The 20,266-nt window shown below is 64.1% G+C and carries 15 protein-coding genes; 4 read left to right on the top strand and 11 right to left on the bottom strand.

What is annotated here, in order from left to right; genetic code table 11:
• Positions 1–67: 67 nt before the first annotated feature.
• The 11 genes from CCOS864_RS02290 to tagH are packed head-to-tail and all read right to left on the bottom strand — an operon-like array spanning position 68 to position 16,110.
• Positions 68–1,807 carry a formylglycine-generating enzyme family protein gene (locus tag CCOS864_RS02290; RefSeq protein WP_115084893.1) on the bottom strand — a complete coding sequence of 580 codons (1,740 nt, stop codon included), beginning with the start codon at positions 1,805–1,807 and terminating at the stop codon, positions 68–70.
• Entirely contained in the window at positions 1,800–3,002 is a 1,203-nt protein-coding gene (locus CCOS864_RS02285; RefSeq protein ID WP_115084892.1) for an FtsX-like permease family protein, read from the bottom strand. The genes CCOS864_RS02290 and CCOS864_RS02285 overlap by 8 nt, the downstream gene beginning before the upstream one ends.
• Positions 3,002–3,718 (bottom strand): ABC transporter ATP-binding protein, encoded by a 717-nt coding sequence (locus CCOS864_RS02280; protein ID WP_115084891.1) that lies wholly within the window; start codon positions 3,716–3,718, stop codon positions 3,002–3,004. The genes CCOS864_RS02285 and CCOS864_RS02280 overlap by 1 nt, the downstream gene beginning before the upstream one ends.
• The gene (locus tag CCOS864_RS02275; protein ID WP_115084890.1) at positions 3,718–6,666 is read right to left on the bottom strand and encodes a serine/threonine-protein kinase; all 2,949 of its coding nucleotides are present in this window, start codon (positions 6,664–6,666) and stop codon (positions 3,718–3,720) included. Before CCOS864_RS02275 ends, CCOS864_RS02280 begins: the two co-directional genes overlap by 1 nt.
• Positions 6,667–6,677: 11 nt before the next feature.
• Positions 6,678–7,397 carry a PP2C family protein-serine/threonine phosphatase gene (locus CCOS864_RS02270; RefSeq protein ID WP_115084889.1) on the bottom strand — a complete coding sequence of 240 codons (720 nt, stop codon included), beginning with the start codon at positions 7,395–7,397 and terminating at the stop codon, positions 6,678–6,680.
• The gene (tagF, locus tag CCOS864_RS02265) at positions 7,398–8,048 is read right to left on the bottom strand and encodes a type VI secretion system-associated protein TagF (RefSeq protein WP_115084888.1); all 651 of its coding nucleotides are present in this window, start codon (positions 8,046–8,048) and stop codon (positions 7,398–7,400) included.
• Positions 8,048–11,551 (bottom strand): type VI secretion system membrane subunit TssM, encoded by a 3,504-nt coding sequence (tssM, locus tag CCOS864_RS02260; protein ID WP_115084887.1) that lies wholly within the window; start codon positions 11,549–11,551, stop codon positions 8,048–8,050. The genes tagF and tssM overlap by 1 nt, the downstream gene beginning before the upstream one ends.
• Positions 11,548–12,858, bottom strand: coding sequence for a DotU family type VI secretion system protein (locus tag CCOS864_RS02255; protein WP_115084886.1), 1,311 nt, complete (start codon positions 12,856–12,858; stop codon positions 11,548–11,550). Before CCOS864_RS02255 ends, tssM begins: the two co-directional genes overlap by 4 nt.
• A gap of 6 nt (positions 12,859–12,864) precedes the next feature.
• The gene (tssK, locus tag CCOS864_RS02250) at positions 12,865–14,199 is read right to left on the bottom strand and encodes a type VI secretion system baseplate subunit TssK (protein ID WP_115084885.1); all 1,335 of its coding nucleotides are present in this window, start codon (positions 14,197–14,199) and stop codon (positions 12,865–12,867) included.
• Between the two features lie 15 nt (positions 14,200–14,214).
• Positions 14,215–14,712, bottom strand: coding sequence for a type VI secretion system lipoprotein TssJ (gene tssJ, locus CCOS864_RS02245; RefSeq protein WP_115084884.1), 498 nt, complete (start codon positions 14,710–14,712; stop codon positions 14,215–14,217).
• Positions 14,713–14,748: 36 nt separating this feature from the next.
• Positions 14,749–16,110: a type VI secretion system-associated FHA domain protein TagH gene (gene tagH / locus CCOS864_RS02240; protein ID WP_115084883.1), complete on the bottom strand. Its 1,362-nt coding sequence runs from the start codon at positions 16,108–16,110 to the stop codon at positions 14,749–14,751.
• A 391-nt stretch (positions 16,111–16,501) separates the two neighbouring features.
• Here tagH and tssA point away from each other — a divergent pair, with 391 nt between their 5' ends.
• The 4 genes from tssA to CCOS864_RS02220 all read left to right on the top strand — a co-directional run bounded on the left by tssA (position 16,502) and on the right by CCOS864_RS02220 (position 20,241).
• Complete coding sequence (gene tssA / locus CCOS864_RS02235) at positions 16,502–17,551, top strand: type VI secretion system protein TssA (RefSeq protein ID WP_115084882.1); 1,050 nt, start codon at positions 16,502–16,504, stop codon at positions 17,549–17,551.
• Positions 17,552–17,646: 95 nt separating this feature from the next.
• Entirely contained in the window at positions 17,647–18,162 is a 516-nt protein-coding gene (gene tssB / locus CCOS864_RS02230; protein WP_115084881.1) for a type VI secretion system contractile sheath small subunit, read from the top strand.
• 15 nt (positions 18,163–18,177) lie between these two features.
• Positions 18,178–19,671, top strand: coding sequence for a type VI secretion system contractile sheath large subunit (gene tssC, locus CCOS864_RS02225; protein WP_115084880.1), 1,494 nt, complete (start codon positions 18,178–18,180; stop codon positions 19,669–19,671).
• A gap of 81 nt (positions 19,672–19,752) precedes the next feature.
• Positions 19,753–20,241, top strand: a complete 489-nt coding sequence (locus CCOS864_RS02220; RefSeq protein WP_115084879.1) for an Hcp family type VI secretion system effector — start codon at positions 19,753–19,755, stop codon at positions 20,239–20,241.
• The last annotated feature ends 25 nt before the right edge of the window (positions 20,242–20,266 follow it).

Here is a 20,266-nt window from a genome sequence, read left to right as displayed (position 1 = left end):
TCTGTTTAAACACGCCCGGGACAACCTCATGTCGCCCCGGTCACTACGATGCTCGCTCGACAGCCGCTCAAGATTGCGGAGCAGCTGATGCGAGCAGTTCTTTCAAGATCGTCGCTGGGTCCGCACGCCGTTGCTGGCGATAGTCCCCGACATGACGGACGAACAAGGTCGCGCGGCTGAGCAGGCTCTTGCCCAACACCGGCTTGCGATTGAGCTCTTCCTTGACCCGCTGGAACTGCGCCTGAATCACCGCATCGGTATAGCGCGTGCCAGTGGCAAGGTTGTCGATGTAGATCGCCACGGCGCCGTCGAGCGCGCTGCGGCCGTTGTTGATGGCGGCGGCGAACAGTTTGGCGCTGGTCTCGTCACCCGAGGCCTTGGCCTGCTGCTGGGTCTTCTGCAGGTTGGTCAGGCGGATGTTGTAGTTGTTGATGGTCTCGGCCACCAGCGCCGCCGACTGGATCAGGTTGCCGGCAGCTTCTTCGCGCTGTTGGGCGATCAACGAAACGTTGCGCTTGAGCTCTTCGTTGACCAGGCCAAGCTCCGCTTGCAGGCGCGGGTCGACGCTGGCGGCGATGATGCTGTCCAGGCGCTTGGTCGGGTCCTGGGCGTCGTCGATGGCGTCGGTCAGCGAGGCCATGCGGCCCTCTTTCTGCCACTGCTCGAACAGTTCCTCATAACGCGAACGCGGGGCCGACAGGGCGCCAATGGCTACACGGAAACCTGTAGTTTCATTGCTTTGCTCAGTGCCATCGGCGCCGAACAGCGGGTACTCGCGACGCATGCCGGTGAACAGCGTGCCCTCGCCTTCCAGGTAATTGCCGCCCTTGACCACGAAGCCGCCATAAGCACCCTGGCGGCGCCCGGCATGCACCAGCTGGAACGACTCCTGGACCATTTCCGCAGCGTTGCCGACAACGTCGAACAGCCCCAACGGGTTGGGCAGTTTGGTGCCGATCGGGGTCAGGCGCGCGGCCTGGCCGGTGCCGCCGGCAACCTGATTGAACACTGCCCAATCAGCCAGCGGCCCGTCGCTTTCACTGCCCTCAAGGCGTCGCGGGAACAGCCGGCCTTCCAGCTCCTGGCGACTGACGGCAGAGCCACCACGGGCAGCAAATTCCCATTCCACTTCGGTCGGCAGGCGCACAAAACCGATACCGCCATCCTCAGCCTTCTTGCCACGGCCACTGACCGGCAGCAGATCGCGGTGGTTCTTCATCAGCCAGGCGCTGTAGACCGCAGAAAAACGCTCAGCCTCAAAACGTGACAGTTTGACCTTGGGCAGGCGCCCGGCCATGCCAGTCGGTGCCTCGCAGGCCGGCGCCGGTTCGCCGCTGGCCAGCGACTGGGCCTGCGCCATCACCTGCGCGTACTGGCGGGCAGTGACTTCGTACTTGCCAATGAAGTACATCATCGGTTTCAGCGGACTGCCGGCCTCGGTTTTCGGCAGGCTTGGGCTGATGCGTTTTTTCCAGTCAGTGGACAGGTCCTGCAGGCTGAACTGGCCGTTGATGAAGTCGCGGCGATAGCCGGAAATAAACGACTGTTTGTAGCCCGCCTCGCCTTCGCTGAACGGATAGCCGAGGTTCACTTCACGGTCATCGAGGCTGCCCTGGGCCAGCACGTAGACGTGGCGGAAGACCATCTCGCCGTCGCACGGCAGCGGCAGGCTGATGTCGTCGGCCAGCGGCTTGGGGTTGTCCAGCTTGTTGCTGGCAGGCTTGGGGTCGTCCTCGGCCTGGGCGCAGGACACCAGGCTCAGGGCGGCGACGATCAGCGCCAGGGCGGGGAAGCGGCGGTCAAACATCTCGAATTCCTTCACAAGCGTCTATTCGTGCCACGCGCCAGCCCCCCAGGGCGGCAGCGGCCGCGCTGGCCAACAGCACAGCGAGCAAGGCAACGAGGTAATGCGACGGGAGCAGATGGCTGGCGTACTCGCCGGGCATCTGCATGAACAACTGGTTGAGGCCGCTTTCGGCCAGGGCATACAGCGTGGCGCCCAGCACCGCGGCGAACACACCGCTGTACAGCGCCTGGAGCACCACAAAAGCCAGCAAGGCTGTCGTGCTGAAACCGAGCAAGCGCATCACCGATAGCTCGCGGCGCTTGCGCTCGACCGCAGCCAGGGCGCCAGCGCAGATAGCCGCGAACGCGCCAGCCACTGCCAGCGCGGCGATGATCCAGAACACCAGGGTCAGGTTGCGGCTCAACGACTGCACCTGGGCAATGGCCGGGGCCTGGGTCGAGACCAGCAACTGGCGGTCGGCAAAGAAGCGGCGCAACGGCTCGACATCGGTGAGGTTGCGCGCATACAGGCGAAAGGCCGGATAGACCCGTTGCGCCTCGCCGGCCTTGGCCTCCCCTTCCCAGGCAAAGGCGGGTACGGCGCGGCCATCGCGGTAGTCTTCGGCAGCTTCCAGCAGCGCCAGAGGCGCGAACAAGGCGTCACGCTCGAAGGCTTCCAGCGGCAATACGGCCAAGACCTTCAAGGTGGTGCGTTGAGCCTGAATCTGCCCGGCCAGCTGGCGGCTGAACGACGCCTCAAGCGAGTCGCCTGCCTGAGCGCCAAGCTTCTCCGCCGCCGTGCGGCTGAGGACGATCTGGTCGATGCCGTTGGGGATTTGCAGCCCCTGCAGAAGCGGGTCGCGGAGCGCCGTCGGGATCATCTCGACATTGACCACCACCTTGCGCGCAGACAGCACCAGATCAGCGGTTGCGGCAATTTGTCGGGTCCGCGGCAAGGCGAATGCCACATCGTGACGCTCAGCCAGTTCGGCAACGAAATCAGCGCTGAAACGACCACCGCCCAACGGGATGATTTCACGCACCGCCGGGTCGCGCTCCAAGCGCTCGGTCAGGCTGCTGACCAGGCCGAACTTCAAACCGAACAACACCAGCAACGGCGCGATCACCGCCACCAGCGCCAGCACGCTGCAAGCGGACAGGCGCGCGTCGTTGCGGTAGTCCCGCCAGGCCAGGGCAGCGATCAGCATCGGGCGCATCAGGGCTGGCCCTCCAGCGTGGCGGTGACACCGCCGTCGGCATCGCGGCGGCAGATCATGCGCAACACCTGCAAGCCGGCATCGCGGGCCAGCGCCTCGTCGTGGGTAGCGATCAGGCAGGCCACCTGCCGCGCTTGCGCCTGACGCAGCAACAGCTGCATCACCCGCTCGGCATTGAGTGGATCAAGGGCCGCGGTCGGCTCATCGGCCAACAACAGGTCGGGGTTATGCGCCAGGGCACGGGCACAACTGACCCGCTGGCGCTGGCCGACCGACAGCGCGTTCGGCTGCTTGTCGAGCTGGTCGTCAATTTCCAGTTGCTCGGCCAGGCGCTGCACGCTGCCGTCATCGCCCAGGCCAAGCACCTGGCGCGGCAGGGCGATATTGCTGCGTACATCGAGAAAGCCCAGCAAGCCCCCCGCCTGCAGCACATAGCCCAGATGCCGGCGGCGCAGGTGCGCCAGCCGGTCCTGGCGCTGCTCGCGCCACAGTTGCTGAATGTCGTAAGTGTGCGAGTCGGTGCTGAACACGAAGCGCTCGGCCTGATCCGGCTGCAGCACCAAGGCCAGCAGGTCGAGCAAGGTGCTCTTGCCGCAGCCGCTAGGGCCGACCAGGGCCAGCTGCTGACCGGCGCGCAGTTCCAGGCGCTCGATCTCCAGGCTGTAGCGCTGGCTGCCGAGGCCGCGGGTTTTGCGCAGCGCTTGCAGGCTGATCATCACGGCAGCGTCGACAACGGCACACGGTACAAGGCATCACCGGGCTCGGCATTGCCGAAGCGCACCCAGTTGGCCATGTCGTTATGGAAGGTTTCGTACAGGCGGATCTTCGAATCCAGCTCGTCGATAAAGTCCTCCTGTTCGCCAACGCTGAGCGACAACCACAGGTCCTGGGTCATGCTCAGGGATTTGCTGCGGTACGGCAGGCCCTCCAGGTATTCGCCCAGCACACCGCCTTCGGCGAGGTTGGCGCCCTTGCGCAGGGCCGCCGGGTCGCGGCTCATGTAGGCACTGGCGCTGGCGATTTCCTGGAAGAAATCCTTGGGCGAAGTGCGGGTCTTGCGCGCGGCATCGACGATCAGCTTCAGCGATTGCTGCAGGTCGTTGAGTTGCAGCTTGGTGAGCATCACGCAGACCTGCAGGGTCGGCAGCGCCGGGTTGGTCAGGTCGCGGTCGGAGGTCCAGGCGCTGACCAGTTGCGGGGCCTGGCTGGCGCTCTTGCGGCCGAGAAAGTCCATGTGCATGGCATAGCCAATGGCGGCTGATTTATCCGCAACGCTTGGCGAAGCAGCCAGCAGCGGTGCCGGTTGTGCCGGGTTGCTGCGTACCTGGTGGACCAGGTCGGCGAAGCTCGAGCCGATCTCGCGCACCCGCTCGCCAAACTTGTTCACATCGCCACCGGGCACCGACACATACAGGTCGCCGATCTGCGGGTTGGCATCGGCAGTCAACACCCGGTACTGCTGCTCGGCGTAGGCGTGGTTCTTCTTGCCCGCTTCGGTGCGCAGGTGCAGGGCGTAGATCTTGATCTGCTTGCTCAGGGCCGCCTGGCGCACTTCGGCTTCGTTCATCTGGGTGCTGCTGTAGCGGTCGTTCTTGCGCAGGGAGCCGGCGTCGCTGACCAGCAGAATCAGGCGCCCGCCATAACCGGACCAGTCCATGCCGTCGACCGCCTGCATGATCCCGGCAAAGGCGTCTTCGTTGAACGAGTGGCTGGAGACATTGGTGGCCTTGACCTGTTCGGCCAGCTTCAGGAAGCGCTCGGGATCGCGGCCCTGGTCCAGGGTTACCAAGGTCTTGGTCAGGTATTCCAGGGCCGGCGTGCGCGTGGTGTTGTTGCGAAAGCCGACCAGGCCGAAGCTGACGTTATCCAGCTCACCACGGCGCGAGATCTGCCCATGCAGCTCGTGCACCACCTGGCGCACCTGATCGATATAGGGCTGCATCGATACCGACGTATCCACCACCAGCACCACGGCGGTACGGAACGCGTCGCTGGAGGACGCCATACCGGCGGCCTTGGGTTGGCTGCTGCGCGCGCTGCTGCCAGGGTCGATGGAGGCGACATTGAGCAGCTGCAGCGGCTGGCCGTTTTCGTCGAAGCTCTCGCGCGCCTCGAAGATCGGCATCAGGTAGAACTGGTCTTGAGGCACGGCGCTGGCGCTGGGTTCCAGGGCCATCACTTGCGGTACTGCGTCCGGAGTGTTTTGCGCCTTGAGCAGTTCGGCGCGGGCCGCCGAGGTATCGCCGAGCAAGCGTTCCAGCTCATCGGACTGGCGCAGGAACATCACCGGTGCGCGCCCCGAGCGTTCGGTGAACTTGAGTACCAGGCTCTGCTTCCAGTCGCTAACCTGGGAGGCCGGCAACCAGCCGTCGCGGCGACCATCACTGGCGGTGCCGACCTGAAGCCAGGGGCTGCCGTTGAGGTCCTGACGCTGGTAGACGTAGAGCACGGTAAACGCCGGCAAGGTATCGCTGGGCGTGGCGCCCGGCTGGCTGACGACCTGGGCGCCGGGCTTGCTCAGCACGCGCTGGAACAGGGTTTTCTTGCCGGCCATCAACAGCGGGCGATTGTCGTCATTGCTTGCGCTCGGAGGCGTCTGTGGTGCCGGTTCGCTGGTTTGCACCGGCTGGGAATCAGCGACCTGTTCATCGCCACTCATAACCCAATAACCAACCCCACTCAGGCCCAGCGCCGCAGCGATCGCAATGGCAAGCAAGGCCACTGCCGGGCGCTTGCGCGGGGCTGCCGGTGGCGATGCCTTGGCGATGGGTTCTGATTTCGGCGTTGGAGGCGCCTGTGGCGGCGCCACCGCTACAGGCGTCACCGGGCTGGCAATTGGCAGCGGCTGGATCAACGTGCTTTGAGTATCTTGTGCTGGCAGCCGATCGAGCGCCGCCAGCAAGGTCTCGGCATCGGCAAAGCGCTCGGCCGGGTCCTTGGCCAGCAGGCCACGAAGAATTTCCTGATAGCGGCCGTGCTCGATCGGCAACTCCGGCAACGGCTCGGTCAAATGCGCCAGTGCCGTCGACAGTGCGTCGTTGCCGCTGTATGGCAGCTTGCCAACCAGCATCTCGTAAAACACCACACCCAGGGCATAGAGATCGGCGCGGCCGTCGATGTCCTGGCCACGCGCCTGCTCCGGGCTCATGTAGCTCGGGGTGCCAACAGCGAAACCGGCCTGGGTGAACTGGGTCCGGTCATCCAGCGACTTGGCGATGCCGAAGTCCGACAGCACCGCAGTGCCATCGGCGCGAAAGAGAATGTTGGCCGGTTTCACATCACGGTGCACCAGGCCCTGGGCATGGGCGTAGCCCAGGGCTGAAGCGATCTGGCGGATATACAGCAGGCCCTGCTCCGGTGTCACCCCGGCGGCAATGCGCTCCTTGAGCGTGCCATTGGGCAGGTACTCCATGGCCATGTAGTACAGCTCGCCGACATTGCCGATGTCGTGGATGGTCACCGTGTGCGGGTGCGACAGCCGCGCCAGGGTGCGGCCTTCGCGCAAGAAGCGCTCGCAGAAGGTCGGGTCGGCAGCCAGGGCCGCAGCCATGACCTTCAGGGCCACCTTACGCTCCAGCGAGCGTTGGGTGGCCAGGTAGACGGTAGCCATGGCGCCTTCGCCAATCTCGCCGTCGATGTCGTATCCGGGAATCACTTTGTCCATGTGCTTGGTCTTCAACCGGCCTTGATGACGACGGCGGTAATGTTGTCGGGGGCGCCCCGGGTCAGGCCCAGGTGCACCAGGCTGCGGACCACCTGGTAGGGGTCGCTGTGGCCCAGCACTTCGCGGATTTCATGGTCTTCGGCAGTCTTGTTGAGGCCGTCGCTGCACAACAGGTAGGTATCGCCGGGGAAGATCTGCAGTGACACGGCCTCAAGCTCAAGCTCGGGCTCGACACCAATCGCCCGGGTGACGATATTGGCCCGCGGGTGCACCCGCGCTTCGGCCTCGCTGAGCAGGCCGCTGTCCTGCAGTTCCTGCACGTAACTGTGATCGCGGGAGATGCCCTCCAGGCGCCCGTCGCGCAAGCGGTACAGGCGGCTGTCACCGGCCCACAGGCAGATACCCTGGTCACCACGCACAGCCAAAAGCACCAGGGTGCTACCCATCATCGTCACGCCACGCCGGACGCTTTCTTCGCGCACCGCTGCATTGACCGCCGACAGCCGCTCGCGCAGCACCTGGGCGTATTCATCCAGGGAATGCGTTGCCGGCAACTGGCGCAAGGTATCGACGATCAGGCAACTGACGTAATCGCCCGCCGCATGCCCGCCCATGCCATCGGCAACCGCCCACAGGCCTTCACTGCCAAGGTCCAGGCAGGCGTCTTCGTTGATGCTGCGCACCATGCCGACATGGCTGTAGCTGGCTGCGGTGTAATGCAAAGCCGTCATCTAGCGCGCCGCCTCACTACCCAAAAGAAAACTGGCGAAATCCTCGCTGCGCGGCAGACCGGCACAACGCAACAATCCCGCCTCGATATGCTCCGAACCCCGCCCCCACCACAGGCTCATGCCGGCGCAGGCACTTTCGGCCAAAGCGGCCTGGCGGGCCTCGGGGGTCACTGCCGCAAAGCGCTGCAAGCCAGCAACCGCCGGACTCGAAACGGCACTGATGCGGGGTGCGGAAAAGCCCTGGACCGCCGCATCGAACGCCTCGAAACCAGCCAGGGGTTCCAGGGTGGCCAACAGCTGCGCTTCGCCGTGCTCGAACCAGTCATCCGGGCCACTGACCACCGCCGCCAGCGACTCATCCGACGCCAGAACCTGAGCCAGGGTAAGAGGGAAATAGCGCCCTACCCGGTCGATGCTGGGCATCAGCACGCCCACTACAGCCTCTGGCCCGCAGACCCCCGGGGCCAAGGCAAAGCGCCACAAGGGGCTGACCAGATAGGCCGGCAACCAGTGCTCGGCCAACTGCTGCTGGCTGGCCATAAGCCCCGCCGCCAGCCACTGGTCCCAGGGCTGGATGAAGCTCTGCGGCAAGCCGCGGCTGACAAAGTCGCCACGGCTGGCCAGCTTGCCGTAGAAGCCAACGCCACCCATCACAACCGCTCCGGCAGGCTGAAGCCGCTGAGCACGCGGCTCTTGAACGGGTTGAAAGCGCTGTTGGCGCGCAGTTCGTAAGACACGCTGGCACCGTCGACGCGCAGGCGCAGGCTGAAGCGATCCGGGCCGTTGCCGGCCACCAGATCGGATTGATCGAGCAAGCGGAACCAGGCCCACGGCCCTTCCAGGGTCAGGCCGGAACGGCCGTTGGCCGACGGCGGCATGATCGACAGGCGGACCACGCCGATACTGTTGGGGTTCGGCCACTGCATTGCTACCGGTCGGCTCGGGCCGTGGTCATAGCTGATCTGCTGGCCGTCGAGGTCGAGCAAAAACTGGGTGATCGAGGCGTCCATGGCCACCGGCTTGAGCTCGAAGCGCACGGTCGGCTGCATGCCGCCGGAGCGGAAGAACGCATCGCGAATCGCCGCCGAGCGCTGGAAGGTGTGCAGCACACCAGGGCCGATGCCGAGTTTCTGCGCCGCACCCGGCTGCCAGCGCCACGGGTTGGCCGAGGTATCGACGTACGGCTGCAGGTACTTGCGGAAATAGCTGTCCATCACCCCGCCAACGCCGAAAAACTGGCCAAAGTCGTCCAGCGTGGCATCCCGCGAGCTGCCCGGTGCCAACGGGTAACGGCCGCTCAGGGACTGGCGATAAACGTTGACCACTTCACTGACCCAGGCGGCGTTCAGTTGATTGCGCACGCCGCCCATCATGGTGTTGGTGGTCGAGCTGACGACCGACTTGACCAGGCCCTGGACCATCGGCGGCTGGCGTTGTGCGGTGAGGCTGACACGATTGGCGGCGGCAGTGGCCTGGTTCTTGGCCTCACCGAGCAAGGCGTCACCACTGGCACCGACCATGGCACTGACCTGCACGTACAAGGCGTTCATGTCGGTGAGCAGGCCATCGATGGCCGCAGGCTCCCCCTCGCCCTTGCTGACCAGGCTGGCCAGTTCGGCAAAGTGCGCGGTGACCGGATCCTCGTTGTGTTGCGCCTGACGGATATCTGCCGGTGCATCCTGGCCCAGCAGGTTACCCAGGCGTTGCTTGAGCTGATCGACACCGGCCTCGCTGGCTTTAGCCTGGGCGGCGGCGAGCGGGTCCTGCTGTTGCAGGTTGGTTTCCTTGGCCACGGCGGCCAGCAGTTTTTTCAGCGGCGAAGTCGGCCCGGAAATCACCCGCAATACATCGGCGGCCTGGGCCACGCTGGTGATCGGCACGAAGTCGATATCGGCCAGCAGTGCGTCCCAGTGGCGGATGTAGTCGGCAAAATACAGGCGGCGCACGTCGGCAGCCAGGCTGCTTACATCACCTTCATCGGCCTGCTCGCGGCCCAGCACCCAGCGCTCTTCGGCCAGGGTGTTGCTGTGTTGCAGGCTGGTGGCGAGGAACGCCTTGCGATAACCCTCGACGGTGAACAGCCCGCTCAATGGCTCGCCCAACGGCTTGCCGCTCTTGCGGCTGAACACCAGCGCAGCATCGCGGCCGGCGGCTTCGCTCAGGCGAAAATCGCTGACGCCGTCTGGCAGTTTCTGCCGTTTGACCCGGTCATAGACGCGCTGGGCCACCGGCAACTGCTGCAGCTGGCGACGCAGGTCTTCGATCAGGTTGGCATCCAGGCGCGCATTCGGCGGACGCTTTTCAAACAGCGCCTGCAGGTGCTCACCCAGCGCCGCACGCTGCTCAGGAGAGAGGTCACGGGGCAGGCTCTGCTCCCAGTCGAGGGTTACCCAGGCCTTGATGAAATCAGGGTCATAGTGCTCGCCGTCCGCCAGCATCAGATACGCCTTGAGGCCTTCGTAGAGGAAGTCGGAGCCACCGCCACTGTGCAGCTGCTCTTCGATACGGGTAACCAGGCGTGGGGCAAACACGGCAATCAGCAGCTTGCGGTAGACGCTGGCCGACTCGGCTTCGAGCATGTCGCCCTGGTACAGCCCCAGGCCTTCTGCCCAGCTCGGTGGATCATCGGCCAGATGGCGCACGGCATTGAGAAGCGGCAGTACCGCCAGTACATCGCGCTGGGCCGGGCTCAGGGTTTGCAGGACTGGCCCCAGCGGCGCGAGCTTACGCTCGACCTGGGCGATGTAAGCCTGGTTGGCGCGATAGCTCAGCGCCCACACGCTGCCGACCAGCACTACCAGGGCAACGCTGGCCGCGAGTGCAGCACGGGCCAGCCATTTGCGCCGGCGCTCGACCTTCGGGTTGACCCCGACCAGCCCGCGCTCGGCAAAGGCCACGGCGCTGAACAGTTTTTCGATGAAGTAACTGCGGCCGGTGCCGGTCTGGCGCGCCAGGTGCTGACGGTCCAGGCCCATGCTCTGGGCCATGGCGCCGATCAGCCGGTCGATCGGGCTGCCTTCCTGGGTGCCGCTGGTGAAGTACACGCCACGCAACAACGCGCGCTCTTCATAGGCATTGGGCTTGAACACGCCGTCGAGGAAACTCTGCAGGTTCGAGCGCAAGGCAGCGAACTGCTGAACAAAGCCATAGACCAGATCGCGCCGCGCCGGATCGCGCTCTTGCTGCAGGCGCTCGACCAGCCGCTCGTTGAGGCGTTGCTCAAGGCCGGCGAACTCACTCTGGAACTGCGCCAGCGGCCCTTCAGCCGACTTGTCGTCGTCCAGGGCAAAGGTCATGCCCCACACCTGGGCGCGCTCTTCCTTGCTCAGGGTGTCGAAGAACTCCATGAAGCCCGGCACCAGGTCGAGCTTGGTCAGCATCAGGTAGATTGGAAAGCGCACGCCCAGCTGGCTATACAGCTCCTGGATGCGCGAGCGGATGGCCGCCGCGTGGGCGGCACGTTCCGCGTCGCTGCCCAGCAGCAGGTCGGACAGGCTGATGGCAATGAAGGCGCCATCGATCGGCCGACGCGAGCGCTGCTTCTTCAGCAGGTCGAGAAAGCCCAGCCAGGCAGCCTTGTCGACCTGGGCGTGGCTGTCCTGAGTGGTGTAGCGGCCTGCGGTGTCGAGCAGCACAGCCTGGTCGGTAAACCACCAGTCGCAGTTGCGGGTGCCGCCAACACCGCGAATTGCCCCGGCGCCAAGCTGTGCCGCCAGAGGGAAATGCAGGCCGGAATTGACCAGCGCCGTGGTCTTGCCCGAGCCCGGCGGACCGATGATCACGTACCACGGCAGCTCGTACAGATTGCGCCGCTCGTCACCACCGAGGCGGGCCTTTTTCAGCAGCGCCAGGGCTTCGTCCATGCGCTGGCGCAAGGTCGCCAGCTCCTCGGCGGTAGCAACGCTGGCAGGGTCCGGGGCGGTTTCTGCGGCCAGGCTGCGCATGACCTCTTCCGCCTGGCGGCGGGCCTGGACAATGCGCCACAGGCGATAGCCGAGCCACAACGCAAACAGCAGGGCAATCAGGGCCCAGCGGCGACCCGCCGGAATCAGCACATCCCACAACGGCCCGACGAACCAGATGATCAGGCTCAGGGCGATCAGACCCAGCACCGGGATGACCCAGCGAATGACAAAACCGAAAAACGCCTTCACTCGACCCCCTCCGCCAATACAGTGATTTCAACCCGGCGGTTCTTTGCCCGGCCTTCGGCCGTGTTGTTCGGTGCCAGTGGTTCGGTATCGCTCAGGCCCTGTGCGGTGAAGCGCGCAGGCTGGCCGGTCTTGGCTGCCAGAATCTGCTGGACCTGCTCGGCGCGGGCCTGGGACAGCGCCCAGTTGGACGGGAAGCGCAAGGTCGCAATCGGCCGGTTGTCACTGTGGCCGGTGATCCGCACCTGGCCCTTGACCTGGCCAATGGCATCGGCGATGCGCAGCATCAATGGCTGCAAGCTGTCATTGATGCTGGTGCTGGCCGAGGCGAACAGTTCGTCGCCGCGGATGGTCACCACCGAGCGGTCGACGGCGTCTTCGACGCTGACCCGCCCGGCCTTGATATCGCTGGCCAGGAAGCCCGCCAGCCGTGGCCGTTCCACTGGTTTTGGCTGGGTCACCGGGCGATCGATGGCTTGCACCGGGATCTCGCCCAGGGCATGAATGTTCTTGAATACCGGCTCGGCGTCGGCGGCGAGCATGAAGCGCAGGGCAAACAGCAATGCCAGTAACAGCGCCAGGGCAATGGCCAGGCCCACCCAGGGCGGCATGAACTGCGACAGTCGATCACGGGTGACGCTGACCCCGCGCCAGTGCGGCGACAGTTCGCGCTCGAACTCGCCCCGGGCACTGCGAATGGCGGCGGCAGTGCGTTCGCGCAAGGCTTCGAGCTGAGCACGGCCACCGTTCATGACCCGATAGCGGCCTTCAAAGCCCAGGCACATGCACAGGTACAGCAACTCCAGCAGGTACAGACGTTCGCGCGGGCTCTGCAGGCAGTGTTCAAGCAGCTGAAATACCTTCTCGCCACCCCAGGCTTCGTTGTGCACGGTAATCAGCAGGCTCTGCTTGCCCCAGTCGCTGCTGCTGCCCCAAGGCGTACTGAGTACGGCTTCATCGAGAGCGGTGCACAGGGCGTAACGCGCCAGCAGCACTTCGTTACGCGCCACCCCGGCGGCTTCGGCGCGCTCTTCGAACTGACGCAGATAGGCCAGCAACTGCGCACGCAGGCTGGCCGGGGCCGGATGGGCGATGGTGCTACGCAAGCGGGTCAGCAATGCCAACAACGGGCCGGCGGCGCTTTCCAGCGGGTTCAGGCCAAGTGCCTGGCCACCGGGCAACGGCTGTGCCGGCATCGACGGCGGCGCAGCCGGCTCAGGCATATCCGCCTGTGGGCCACGGCCACCGGGGCGCGGCATGAACTGGGTGCGGTCGTTGGCCGGCGGTGCCGACGGGTCGTTAGGCTGCATCGCGGCTTATCCTCGGATGGCCCAGAAGGACAGGTTCAGCCCCGGGAACTCGCCGGCGACGTAGAAAGCAAAGCCCCCGGCGTTCTGCAGTTGCTGCCAATGCTCGCTGCCGCGATCGAGTTCGTAGTAGGTGGAGCCGGCATGGAACGGGATCTGCCGTGGCGCCACCGGCAACGGCAGCAGGCCGATGCCCGGCAGTTGCAGGTTGACCAGGTCACGAATGTGTTCGACCGCACCGATCTTGCTTTGCTGGGCAAAGCGCCCGCGCAGGGTCTCGCTCGGCACGTCGGCGCGCACCACGAGGATGAAGCTGGCGTTATCGAGCAGGCTGCGGTCAGCCAGCATGGCCACGTGAATGCCGTAGGCCTTCTCGACGATCGGGATGGGCGTGGCCTTGCTGTCGATCAACATCGACAGGGCTTCGCGCAGCGCCTGCATGACCGGGGCGAAGCTCGCTGCCAGGTCATCATGCTGGTACACCGGGAACTCGCCCGGGCGACGGTTGCTGGCACAGAAGGTGGCGAACTCACCGGCCAGGCTGACCAGCTCGCTGTAAAGCCGCTCCGGGTGCAACGGGCTCAACTGGCTCAGGTGTTCGACCAGCGGTTGGGCGCGGTTGACCAGTTGCAGGAGCATGAAGTCGGCGATTTCCGAAGCGCCGCCGGCACCCGAGGCTACCACCCGCCCGGCCAGCGCTTCGCCGCGTTGATGCAGCAGGCCCAGCAGTTCGCTGCGAAATGCCGACAGGCTCTTGCTCGCCGATACATCCAGCACTGGCGCGATATAGCTGTCATCCAGGACCAGGGCGCGGTCGGCGCGCTTTTCCTTGATACGTACCAGGCCCAGCGCGGCATAGTCGCTCAGGCCCTCTTCGGCAGTAATCAGGCGCAGGGCACGGGAACCGAGAGCGACCGGCGAGCGATTCTCGAACGGCGCGTTGTCGTCGCGCACTTCGGCCACCCGGCTGACATAGCGCGCACCGCCCAGCGTCTCGCCCTCGTCGACCGTATCGCGGGCACCGGCGCGCTTGAGCGGCAAGGCCAGGTACACGAGGCCATCACGCAGGTTGTCATCGATGTTCAGCGGGCTTGGCGCCAAGTCATCCTGGGGAATGTTGAAAGGTGTGCCGTCAGGCAGCAGGCCCCGAGCCGAAACGATGGCCAGTTTCCCCTGGGCCAGCAGGCCCTGGTCGATCAGCAGCTCGGAAAAACCCCAGGCGCCCGCCGACAGTGGCCGGCTGCGGGCATCGATCAGATTTTCGAGATAACGGTCATGCTGTTGAAAGTGCTGGGTTCCGAGGAACATGCCTTCCGACCAGACCACACGATTGTTCCAGGACATGGCTTCTCCGATCGCCTATTGGGCGGTACTGGTTGGGGAGGTATGGGCAGCGCTGCGCACAGCGCGGACATCGAGGCTGATCTGGTAATCCAGCGGCGGCACGGGCAGCAGGCTGCGCCACTGCGCCTGATCGACCTCGCGGTAGCCGACCACCAGGCCGATCTGGCGGGTGGTCGGGCTCAGCGGGCGCTCGATACGCAGTTGCTCACCAGGCTGCACCAGCACTTCGTCCTGATCGACCAGGTCGGCGCCCAGGGTCGCCGGAGCACGTTCGGCCAGGGCGAAATAATCGGCGCGGTTGAAGTTGGCGCTGTTCTTCAGTTCGAAAATGCGCACGCGCACAGGCGCGGCCTGGCCGTTGGCGCCCGGGTTGAGCCCGGCGGCGGCACTGAAATACAAGGTCACGCTGGTAGGCCCTGCCACCTCGGGCTGGACCGGTGCTGCGACTTCATCCTTGCTACAACCACTGAGCAGCAGTGTGGTCACCGCCGCCATCAGCATTGTTCGAATCATCCTGCGTCCTCAATGACGTGGCACTTTCCGTTTGTTTCAGGAGCGTTGCAGACGCGCGCTGTGCTCCTCATAGGCGCGGCTGAACTCGCGCCCGAACAGGTCCTGGAAGTCGTCTTCGGCTTCCCCGGAGATCTTGCTGTACAGCTCGGTGAACTGCTGCCAGTACTGCGCCTGGCGCGAGCTGCCGAACAGTTTCGACAGGCCGGCCGGCTCGCCTAACCGCGACTCCAGCTGTGCCGGCTCGAAGCGTGCGAGCAGGTGCTTGATGGCCGCTTCAACACCCGCCATCACAGCCAACTGATGCGCGCGCAGGTCGTCGAAGCTGTCGCGTACTGCCTGATCCGGCGCCATGAACGCGTGATTGCCGTGCCGCAGCAGCAGCAACAACGCTTCGTCGGCATTCGGAGCGAACTTGAGCGGGTTGTTTTCCGCCGGGCGGATCATGGTCTGCTGCATGCGGAACTCACCCTTGAGGCTGCTGCGCGCACGCAGTACATCGATCAGACCCTCGACCATCAGCCGGTAGCTACGGCCGAGGGCTTCCATCTGCGCCTCTACCTGGGCGCTGTCGATTCGCAACTGCTCAAGACCTGCACCGCGCAGGAATGCCTGGACCAACGCACTTGAGTCGGCAGGCTGCGCAAGGGCTTCGACAACGGGCGCCGGGGCGGGCTGCGCAACGGCTTCGGCAACGGGCGCCGGAGCGGGCATTGCGGTCGCGGCCGGCGCGGCTACAGGAGCGGGCGTGGGAGCTGAAGGTTCGGCGAACAGGTCCCAGTCTTCGGGGATGACCCCGGGGCTCGCCGGCGCTGGCACAACAGGTGGCACTGGCGTTGGTGGGCGAAAGTCATGCTGTTGGGCAGGCACATGATCGGGCTGGGTCACCGGTGCAATGCTTGCCGGTGCAAGAAAATCGAACAGGTCAGGGAGGGTATCGTTGCTCGAGGCCCCCTGGATGAACGCAGGCGCGGCAGGAACTGAAGGAGTAGGGGCGGCGCCAGCCTGATTGGCCATCAGCGCCTCGAAGCTGTTGGAGGCATCGCGACTTAACGGATTGCCATCTTCCATTTTGAAGCTTGAATCGATGCGCGCCTGAATCTCGTACTCGCCAATGCGGATCACTTCGCCATCCATCAGCGGCTCACTGTTACCGCGACGCAAACGAATACCGGCGTGAATTAATTCGACACCATTCGTACTGTTATCAGTGAGGTAGTAGCGACCATCTTTATATTGAATGACACAATGTTGCGAAGAGACCAGACGTTCCGGATCGGGCAATACCCAATCATTACCGGGGCCACGTCCAATGCTGATGGCACCTGATTCGATGAACTTTTCAGGACATTGGCCAGGGGTAATCTTGTGATAACTGGTAATAGTCAGACTCAGCGACATCACGCCTCCTTAGCAACATCCTGAATCGCCTGCGGACCCGCTTCAGGCCTTGCGCAGATAACGCGATTCGCTTCCAATCCCTGAAAAATCAACTGAATGTCCGATGTTCGGTAACTTTAGCCGAACTCTGTCAGTTTCAAACGACATCCACCGGCACCCTGACCAATAGGTCAGAAAACCTGTTTGGCCCAAAACTCAGGTTACGGTGGGCCGATAGCTTACCTTGACAGCCAATTGGAAATAAACCAAAAATGCGCGACTTGCTGAACAAGCGTGATATCACTTTGATATCAACTAAGGACAACTCAGCAAAATATGTGCGCTACGTCACAAATCCAATTAGCGCACATTAGCTACCCCCACCACGGGACGATACGGAGATCGATATCTGGTGAACTCAGCGCATTTGCTCGCTGCCGTTTCGGAGAACTTTCCTTGCGGCGACGACCTTGAATACGACCCGGACTTCCTGCAATTGGAGCGTGATGCCCAAGGCAAGCCCGAACGTGTCATGGGCGATGCCATCCAGCCTGCCGAACCGCCCCAATGGCGGCAGATCGAACAGTCCTGCACCGCCCTGCTGCAACGCAGCAAAGACCTTCGCGTCACTCATTTCCTGTTGCAAAGTGCCCTGGCCTTGCATGGCATTGCCGGCCTTGCCAGCACCCTGCAACTGATCAACGACCTGTTGCGCCAGTATTGGCCGCACGTACACCCGCAACTCGACGCCGATGACGACAATGACCCGACGGTGCGCATCAACGCCCTCGCCGGTCTGGTCTGCGAGACCAACATCGCCCTGCTGCGCGAAAGCCTTCTGACCCGCTCCCGTGCTTTCGGCCCGGTCAGCCTGCGCGCGGCCCTGCACGCCAGCGGCCTGCAGCACTTTGCCAGCGAGACACTCAATGCCGACGAGCTCGGCGGTGCCCTGCGCGACAGTGATGCCGAGCAACTGCAGGCCACCCACGAGGCGTTGCAGCAGGCCCGCGAAGCCACCGAGGCAATCGAGCAGTACGTCAACGAGCAGGTCGGGGCGGCCAGCGGGGTTGATCTCAGCGCCCTGAAACAGCCGCTGCGCCAGGCCGCGCAAATCCTCGCCGAACATGCGCCAGCAAGCGAGCAAGCCGCCAACGACACCAGCGAAGTCAGCGAAGTCAGCGAAGTCAGCACCGCAGCCGACAGCCCGGCGTCTCTTGCCAGCGCGACTCCTGCAGCCCCCGTTGCCCGTGCCTCGGCCGATATCGCCAGCCGCGACGAGGTGCTGCGCAGCCTCGACCGAATTCTCAAGTACTACGCCCGTCACGAGCCCTCGAGCCCGCTGCCGGTGCTGTTGAACCGCGCGAAAAATCTGGTGAATGCCGATTTTGCCGCGATCGTCCGCGACCTGATCCCGGATGGGCTGTCGCAATTCGAAACCCTGCGCGGGCCTGAGACCGACTGAGGCCTGCGGGCCAGACCCTACGCACATATGCAACACCGTTACCGGCAACGATCGATGACGCCAATACCGTCGCACCTGCGACCAGGAGGAACAACGTGGCGAACCCCAGTTCTCAGAAATTCATTGCGCGCAATCGCGCGCCGCGGGTGCAGATCGAGTATGACGTCGAGCTCTACGGCGCCGAAAAGAAGGTCCAGTTGCCTTTCGTCATGGGCGTCATGGCCGACCTCGCGGGCAAGCCTGCCGAGCCGCTGGCGCCGGTGGCCGAACGCAAGTTCCTGGAAGTCGACGTCGACAACTTCGACTCGCGCCTCAAGGCCATGCAACCACGGGTAGCCTTCCATGTACCCAACGAGCTGACCGGCGAAGGCAACCTGAGCCTGGATATCACCTTCGAAAGCATGGACGACTTCAGCCCTGCCGCCGTGGCGCGCAAGGTCGATTCGCTGAACCAGCTGCTCGAAGCGCGGACCCAGCTGGCCAACCTGCTGACCTACATGGACGGCAAGACCGGCGCCGAAGAAATCATCATGAAAGCCATCAAGGATCCGGCCCTGCTCCAGGCCTTGGCCAGTGCGCCAAAGCCCCAGGACCCCGAGCCGAACGCTTAATCAGGACATAGCCTCATGACCGATCCGATGCGTGATACCCAGGCCCAGCCAGCGGCCACCGAGCAAGCCAGCGAGTTCGCCTCGCTGTTGCTGCAAGAATTCAAACCCAAGACCGAGCGCGCTCGCGAAGCCGTCGAAACTGCGGTACGCACCCTGGCCGAACAGGCCCTGGCGCAAACCGACCTGGTGTCCAATGACGCGATCAAGTCGATCGAATCGATCATTGCCGCCATCGACGCCAAGCTCACTGCCCAGGTCAACCAGGTCATCCACCACCCCGAGTTCCAGAAGCTGGAAAGCGCCTGGCGTGGCTTGCACTACCTGGTCAACAACACCGAGAGCGACGAGCAGCTGAAAATCCGCGTGCTCAACATCTCCAAGCCCGACCTGCACAAGACCCTGAAGAAATTCAAGGGCACGGCCTGGGACCAGAGCCCGCTGTTCAAGAAGATGTACGAAGAGGAATACGGCCAGTTCGGCGGCGAGCCGTATGGCTGCCTGGTCGGCGATTACTACTTCGACCAGTCGCCACCGGACGTCGAGCTGCTCGGCGAGCTGTCCAAGGTTTGTGCCGCCATGCACTCGCCGTTCATTGCTGCGGCCTCGCCGACCGTGATGGGCATGGGCTCGTGGCAGGAACTGTCGAACCCGCGCGACCTGACCAAGATCTTCACCACCCCGGAGTACGCCGGCTGGCGTTCGCTGCGTGAATCGGAAGACTCGCGCTACATCGGCCTGACCATGCCGCGTTTCCTCGCGCGCCTGCCGTATGGCGCCAAGACCGACCCGGTGGAAGCCTTCGCCTTCGAAGAAGACACCGACGGTGCCGACAGCACCAAGTACACCTGGGCCAACGCCGCCTACGCCATGGCGGTGAACATCAACCGCTCGTTCAAGTACTACGGCTGGTGCTCGCGGATTCGCGGTGTCGAGTCCGGCGGTGAAGTGCAGAACCTGCCCGCGCACACCTTCCCCACCGATGACGGTGGCGTGGACATGAAGTGCCCGACCGAGATCGCCATCTCCGATCGCCGTGAAGCGGAACTGGCGAAGAACGGTTTCATGCCGCTGCTGCACAAGAAGAACACCGACTTCGCTGCTTTCATCGGCGCCCAGTCGCTGCAAAAGCCTGCCGAGTATGACGACCCGGACGCTACCGCCAACGCCAACCTGGCTGCGCGCCTGCCGTACCTGTTCGCCACCTGTCGCTTCGCCCATTACCTGAAGTGCATCGTGCGCGACAAGATCGGCTCGTTCAAAGAGAAGGACGAGATGCAGCGCTGGCTGCAGGACTGGATTCTCAACTACGTCGATGGCGACCCGGCCCACTCCACCGAAACCACCAAGGCCCAGCATCCGCTGGCGGCGGCCGAAGTGGTGGTCGAAGAAGTCGAAGGCAACCCGGGTTACTACAACTCGCGTTTCTACCTGCGCCCGCACTACCAGCTCGAAGGGCTGACCGTGTCGCTACGTCTGGTATCGAAGTTGCCATCGGCCAAGGGCGCCTGAGCCCTGGCTCGCTGAAGCGCCCCGCAAATGCGGGGCGTGCACTGAAAAACAATGTGGTAGAAGCCACACTCTGGAGACAACATGGCAGTTGATATTTTCATCAAGATCGGCGACATCAAGGGCGAGTCCATGGACAAGGCCCACAAGGACGAGATCGATGTGCTGAACTGGAGCTGGGGCATGGCCCAGTCCGGCAACATGCACATGGGCGGTGGCGGTGGCGCCGGCAAGGTCAACATCCAGGACCTGTCGCTGACCAAGTACGTCGACAAGTCCAGCCCTAACCTGATGATGCATTGCTCCAGCGGCAAGCACATCGACAAGGTCAAGCTGACCGTGCGCAAGGCCGGTGGCGAAAGCCAGGTTGAATACCTGGTCATCAACCTCGAAGAAGTGCTGATCAGCTCGCTGAGCACCGGCGGCTCGGGCGGCGATGACCGCCTGACCGAAAACGTCACCCTGAACTTCGGCAAGGTCACGGTCGATTACCAGCCGCAGAAAGCTGACGGCACCAAAGACGGCGGCCCGGTCAAGTACGGCTGGAACGTGCGCCAGAACGTCAAGATCTGATGCGTTTCGCCCTCTTCGCGGGGCA

The sequence above is a fragment of the Pseudomonas wadenswilerensis genome (assembly GCF_900497695.1).
In the GTDB taxonomy this organism is placed as follows: domain Bacteria; phylum Pseudomonadota; class Gammaproteobacteria; order Pseudomonadales; family Pseudomonadaceae; genus Aquipseudomonas; species Aquipseudomonas wadenswilerensis.
This window is presented reverse-complemented; position numbering and strand designations above follow the sequence as displayed.

Bases quoted from the DNA above. Each gene is read 5' to 3' on its own strand.
- CCOS864_RS02290 (WP_115084893.1), bottom strand. From the start codon at position 1,807: ATGTTTGACCGCCGCTTCCCCGCCCTGGCGCTGATCGTCGCCGCCCTG.
- CCOS864_RS02285 (WP_115084892.1), bottom strand. From the start codon at position 3,002: ATGCGCCCGATGCTGATCGCTGCCCTGGCCTGGCGGGACTACCGCAAC.
- CCOS864_RS02280 (WP_115084891.1), bottom strand. From the start codon at position 3,718: ATGATCAGCCTGCAAGCGCTGCGCAAAACCCGCGGCCTCGGCAGCCAG.
- CCOS864_RS02275 (WP_115084890.1), bottom strand. From the start codon at position 6,666: ATGGACAAAGTGATTCCCGGATACGACATCGACGGCGAGATTGGCGAA.
- CCOS864_RS02270 (WP_115084889.1), bottom strand. From the start codon at position 7,397: ATGACGGCTTTGCATTACACCGCAGCCAGCTACAGCCATGTCGGCATG.
- tagF (WP_115084888.1), bottom strand. From the start codon at position 8,048: ATGGGTGGCGTTGGCTTCTACGGCAAGCTGGCCAGCCGTGGCGACTTT.
- CCOS864_RS02255 (WP_115084886.1), bottom strand. From the start codon at position 12,858: ATGCAGCCTAACGACCCGTCGGCACCGCCGGCCAACGACCGCACCCAG.
- tssK (WP_115084885.1), bottom strand. From the start codon at position 14,199: ATGTCCTGGAACAATCGTGTGGTCTGGTCGGAAGGCATGTTCCTCGGA.
- tssJ (WP_115084884.1), bottom strand. From the start codon at position 14,712: ATGATTCGAACAATGCTGATGGCGGCGGTGACCACACTGCTGCTCAGT.
- tagH (WP_115084883.1), bottom strand. From the start codon at position 16,110: ATGTCGCTGAGTCTGACTATTACCAGTTATCACAAGATTACCCCTGGC.
- tssC (WP_115084880.1), top strand. From the start codon at position 18,178: ATGACCGATCCGATGCGTGATACCCAGGCCCAGCCAGCGGCCACCGAG.
- CCOS864_RS02220 (WP_115084879.1), top strand. From the start codon at position 19,753: ATGGCAGTTGATATTTTCATCAAGATCGGCGACATCAAGGGCGAGTCC.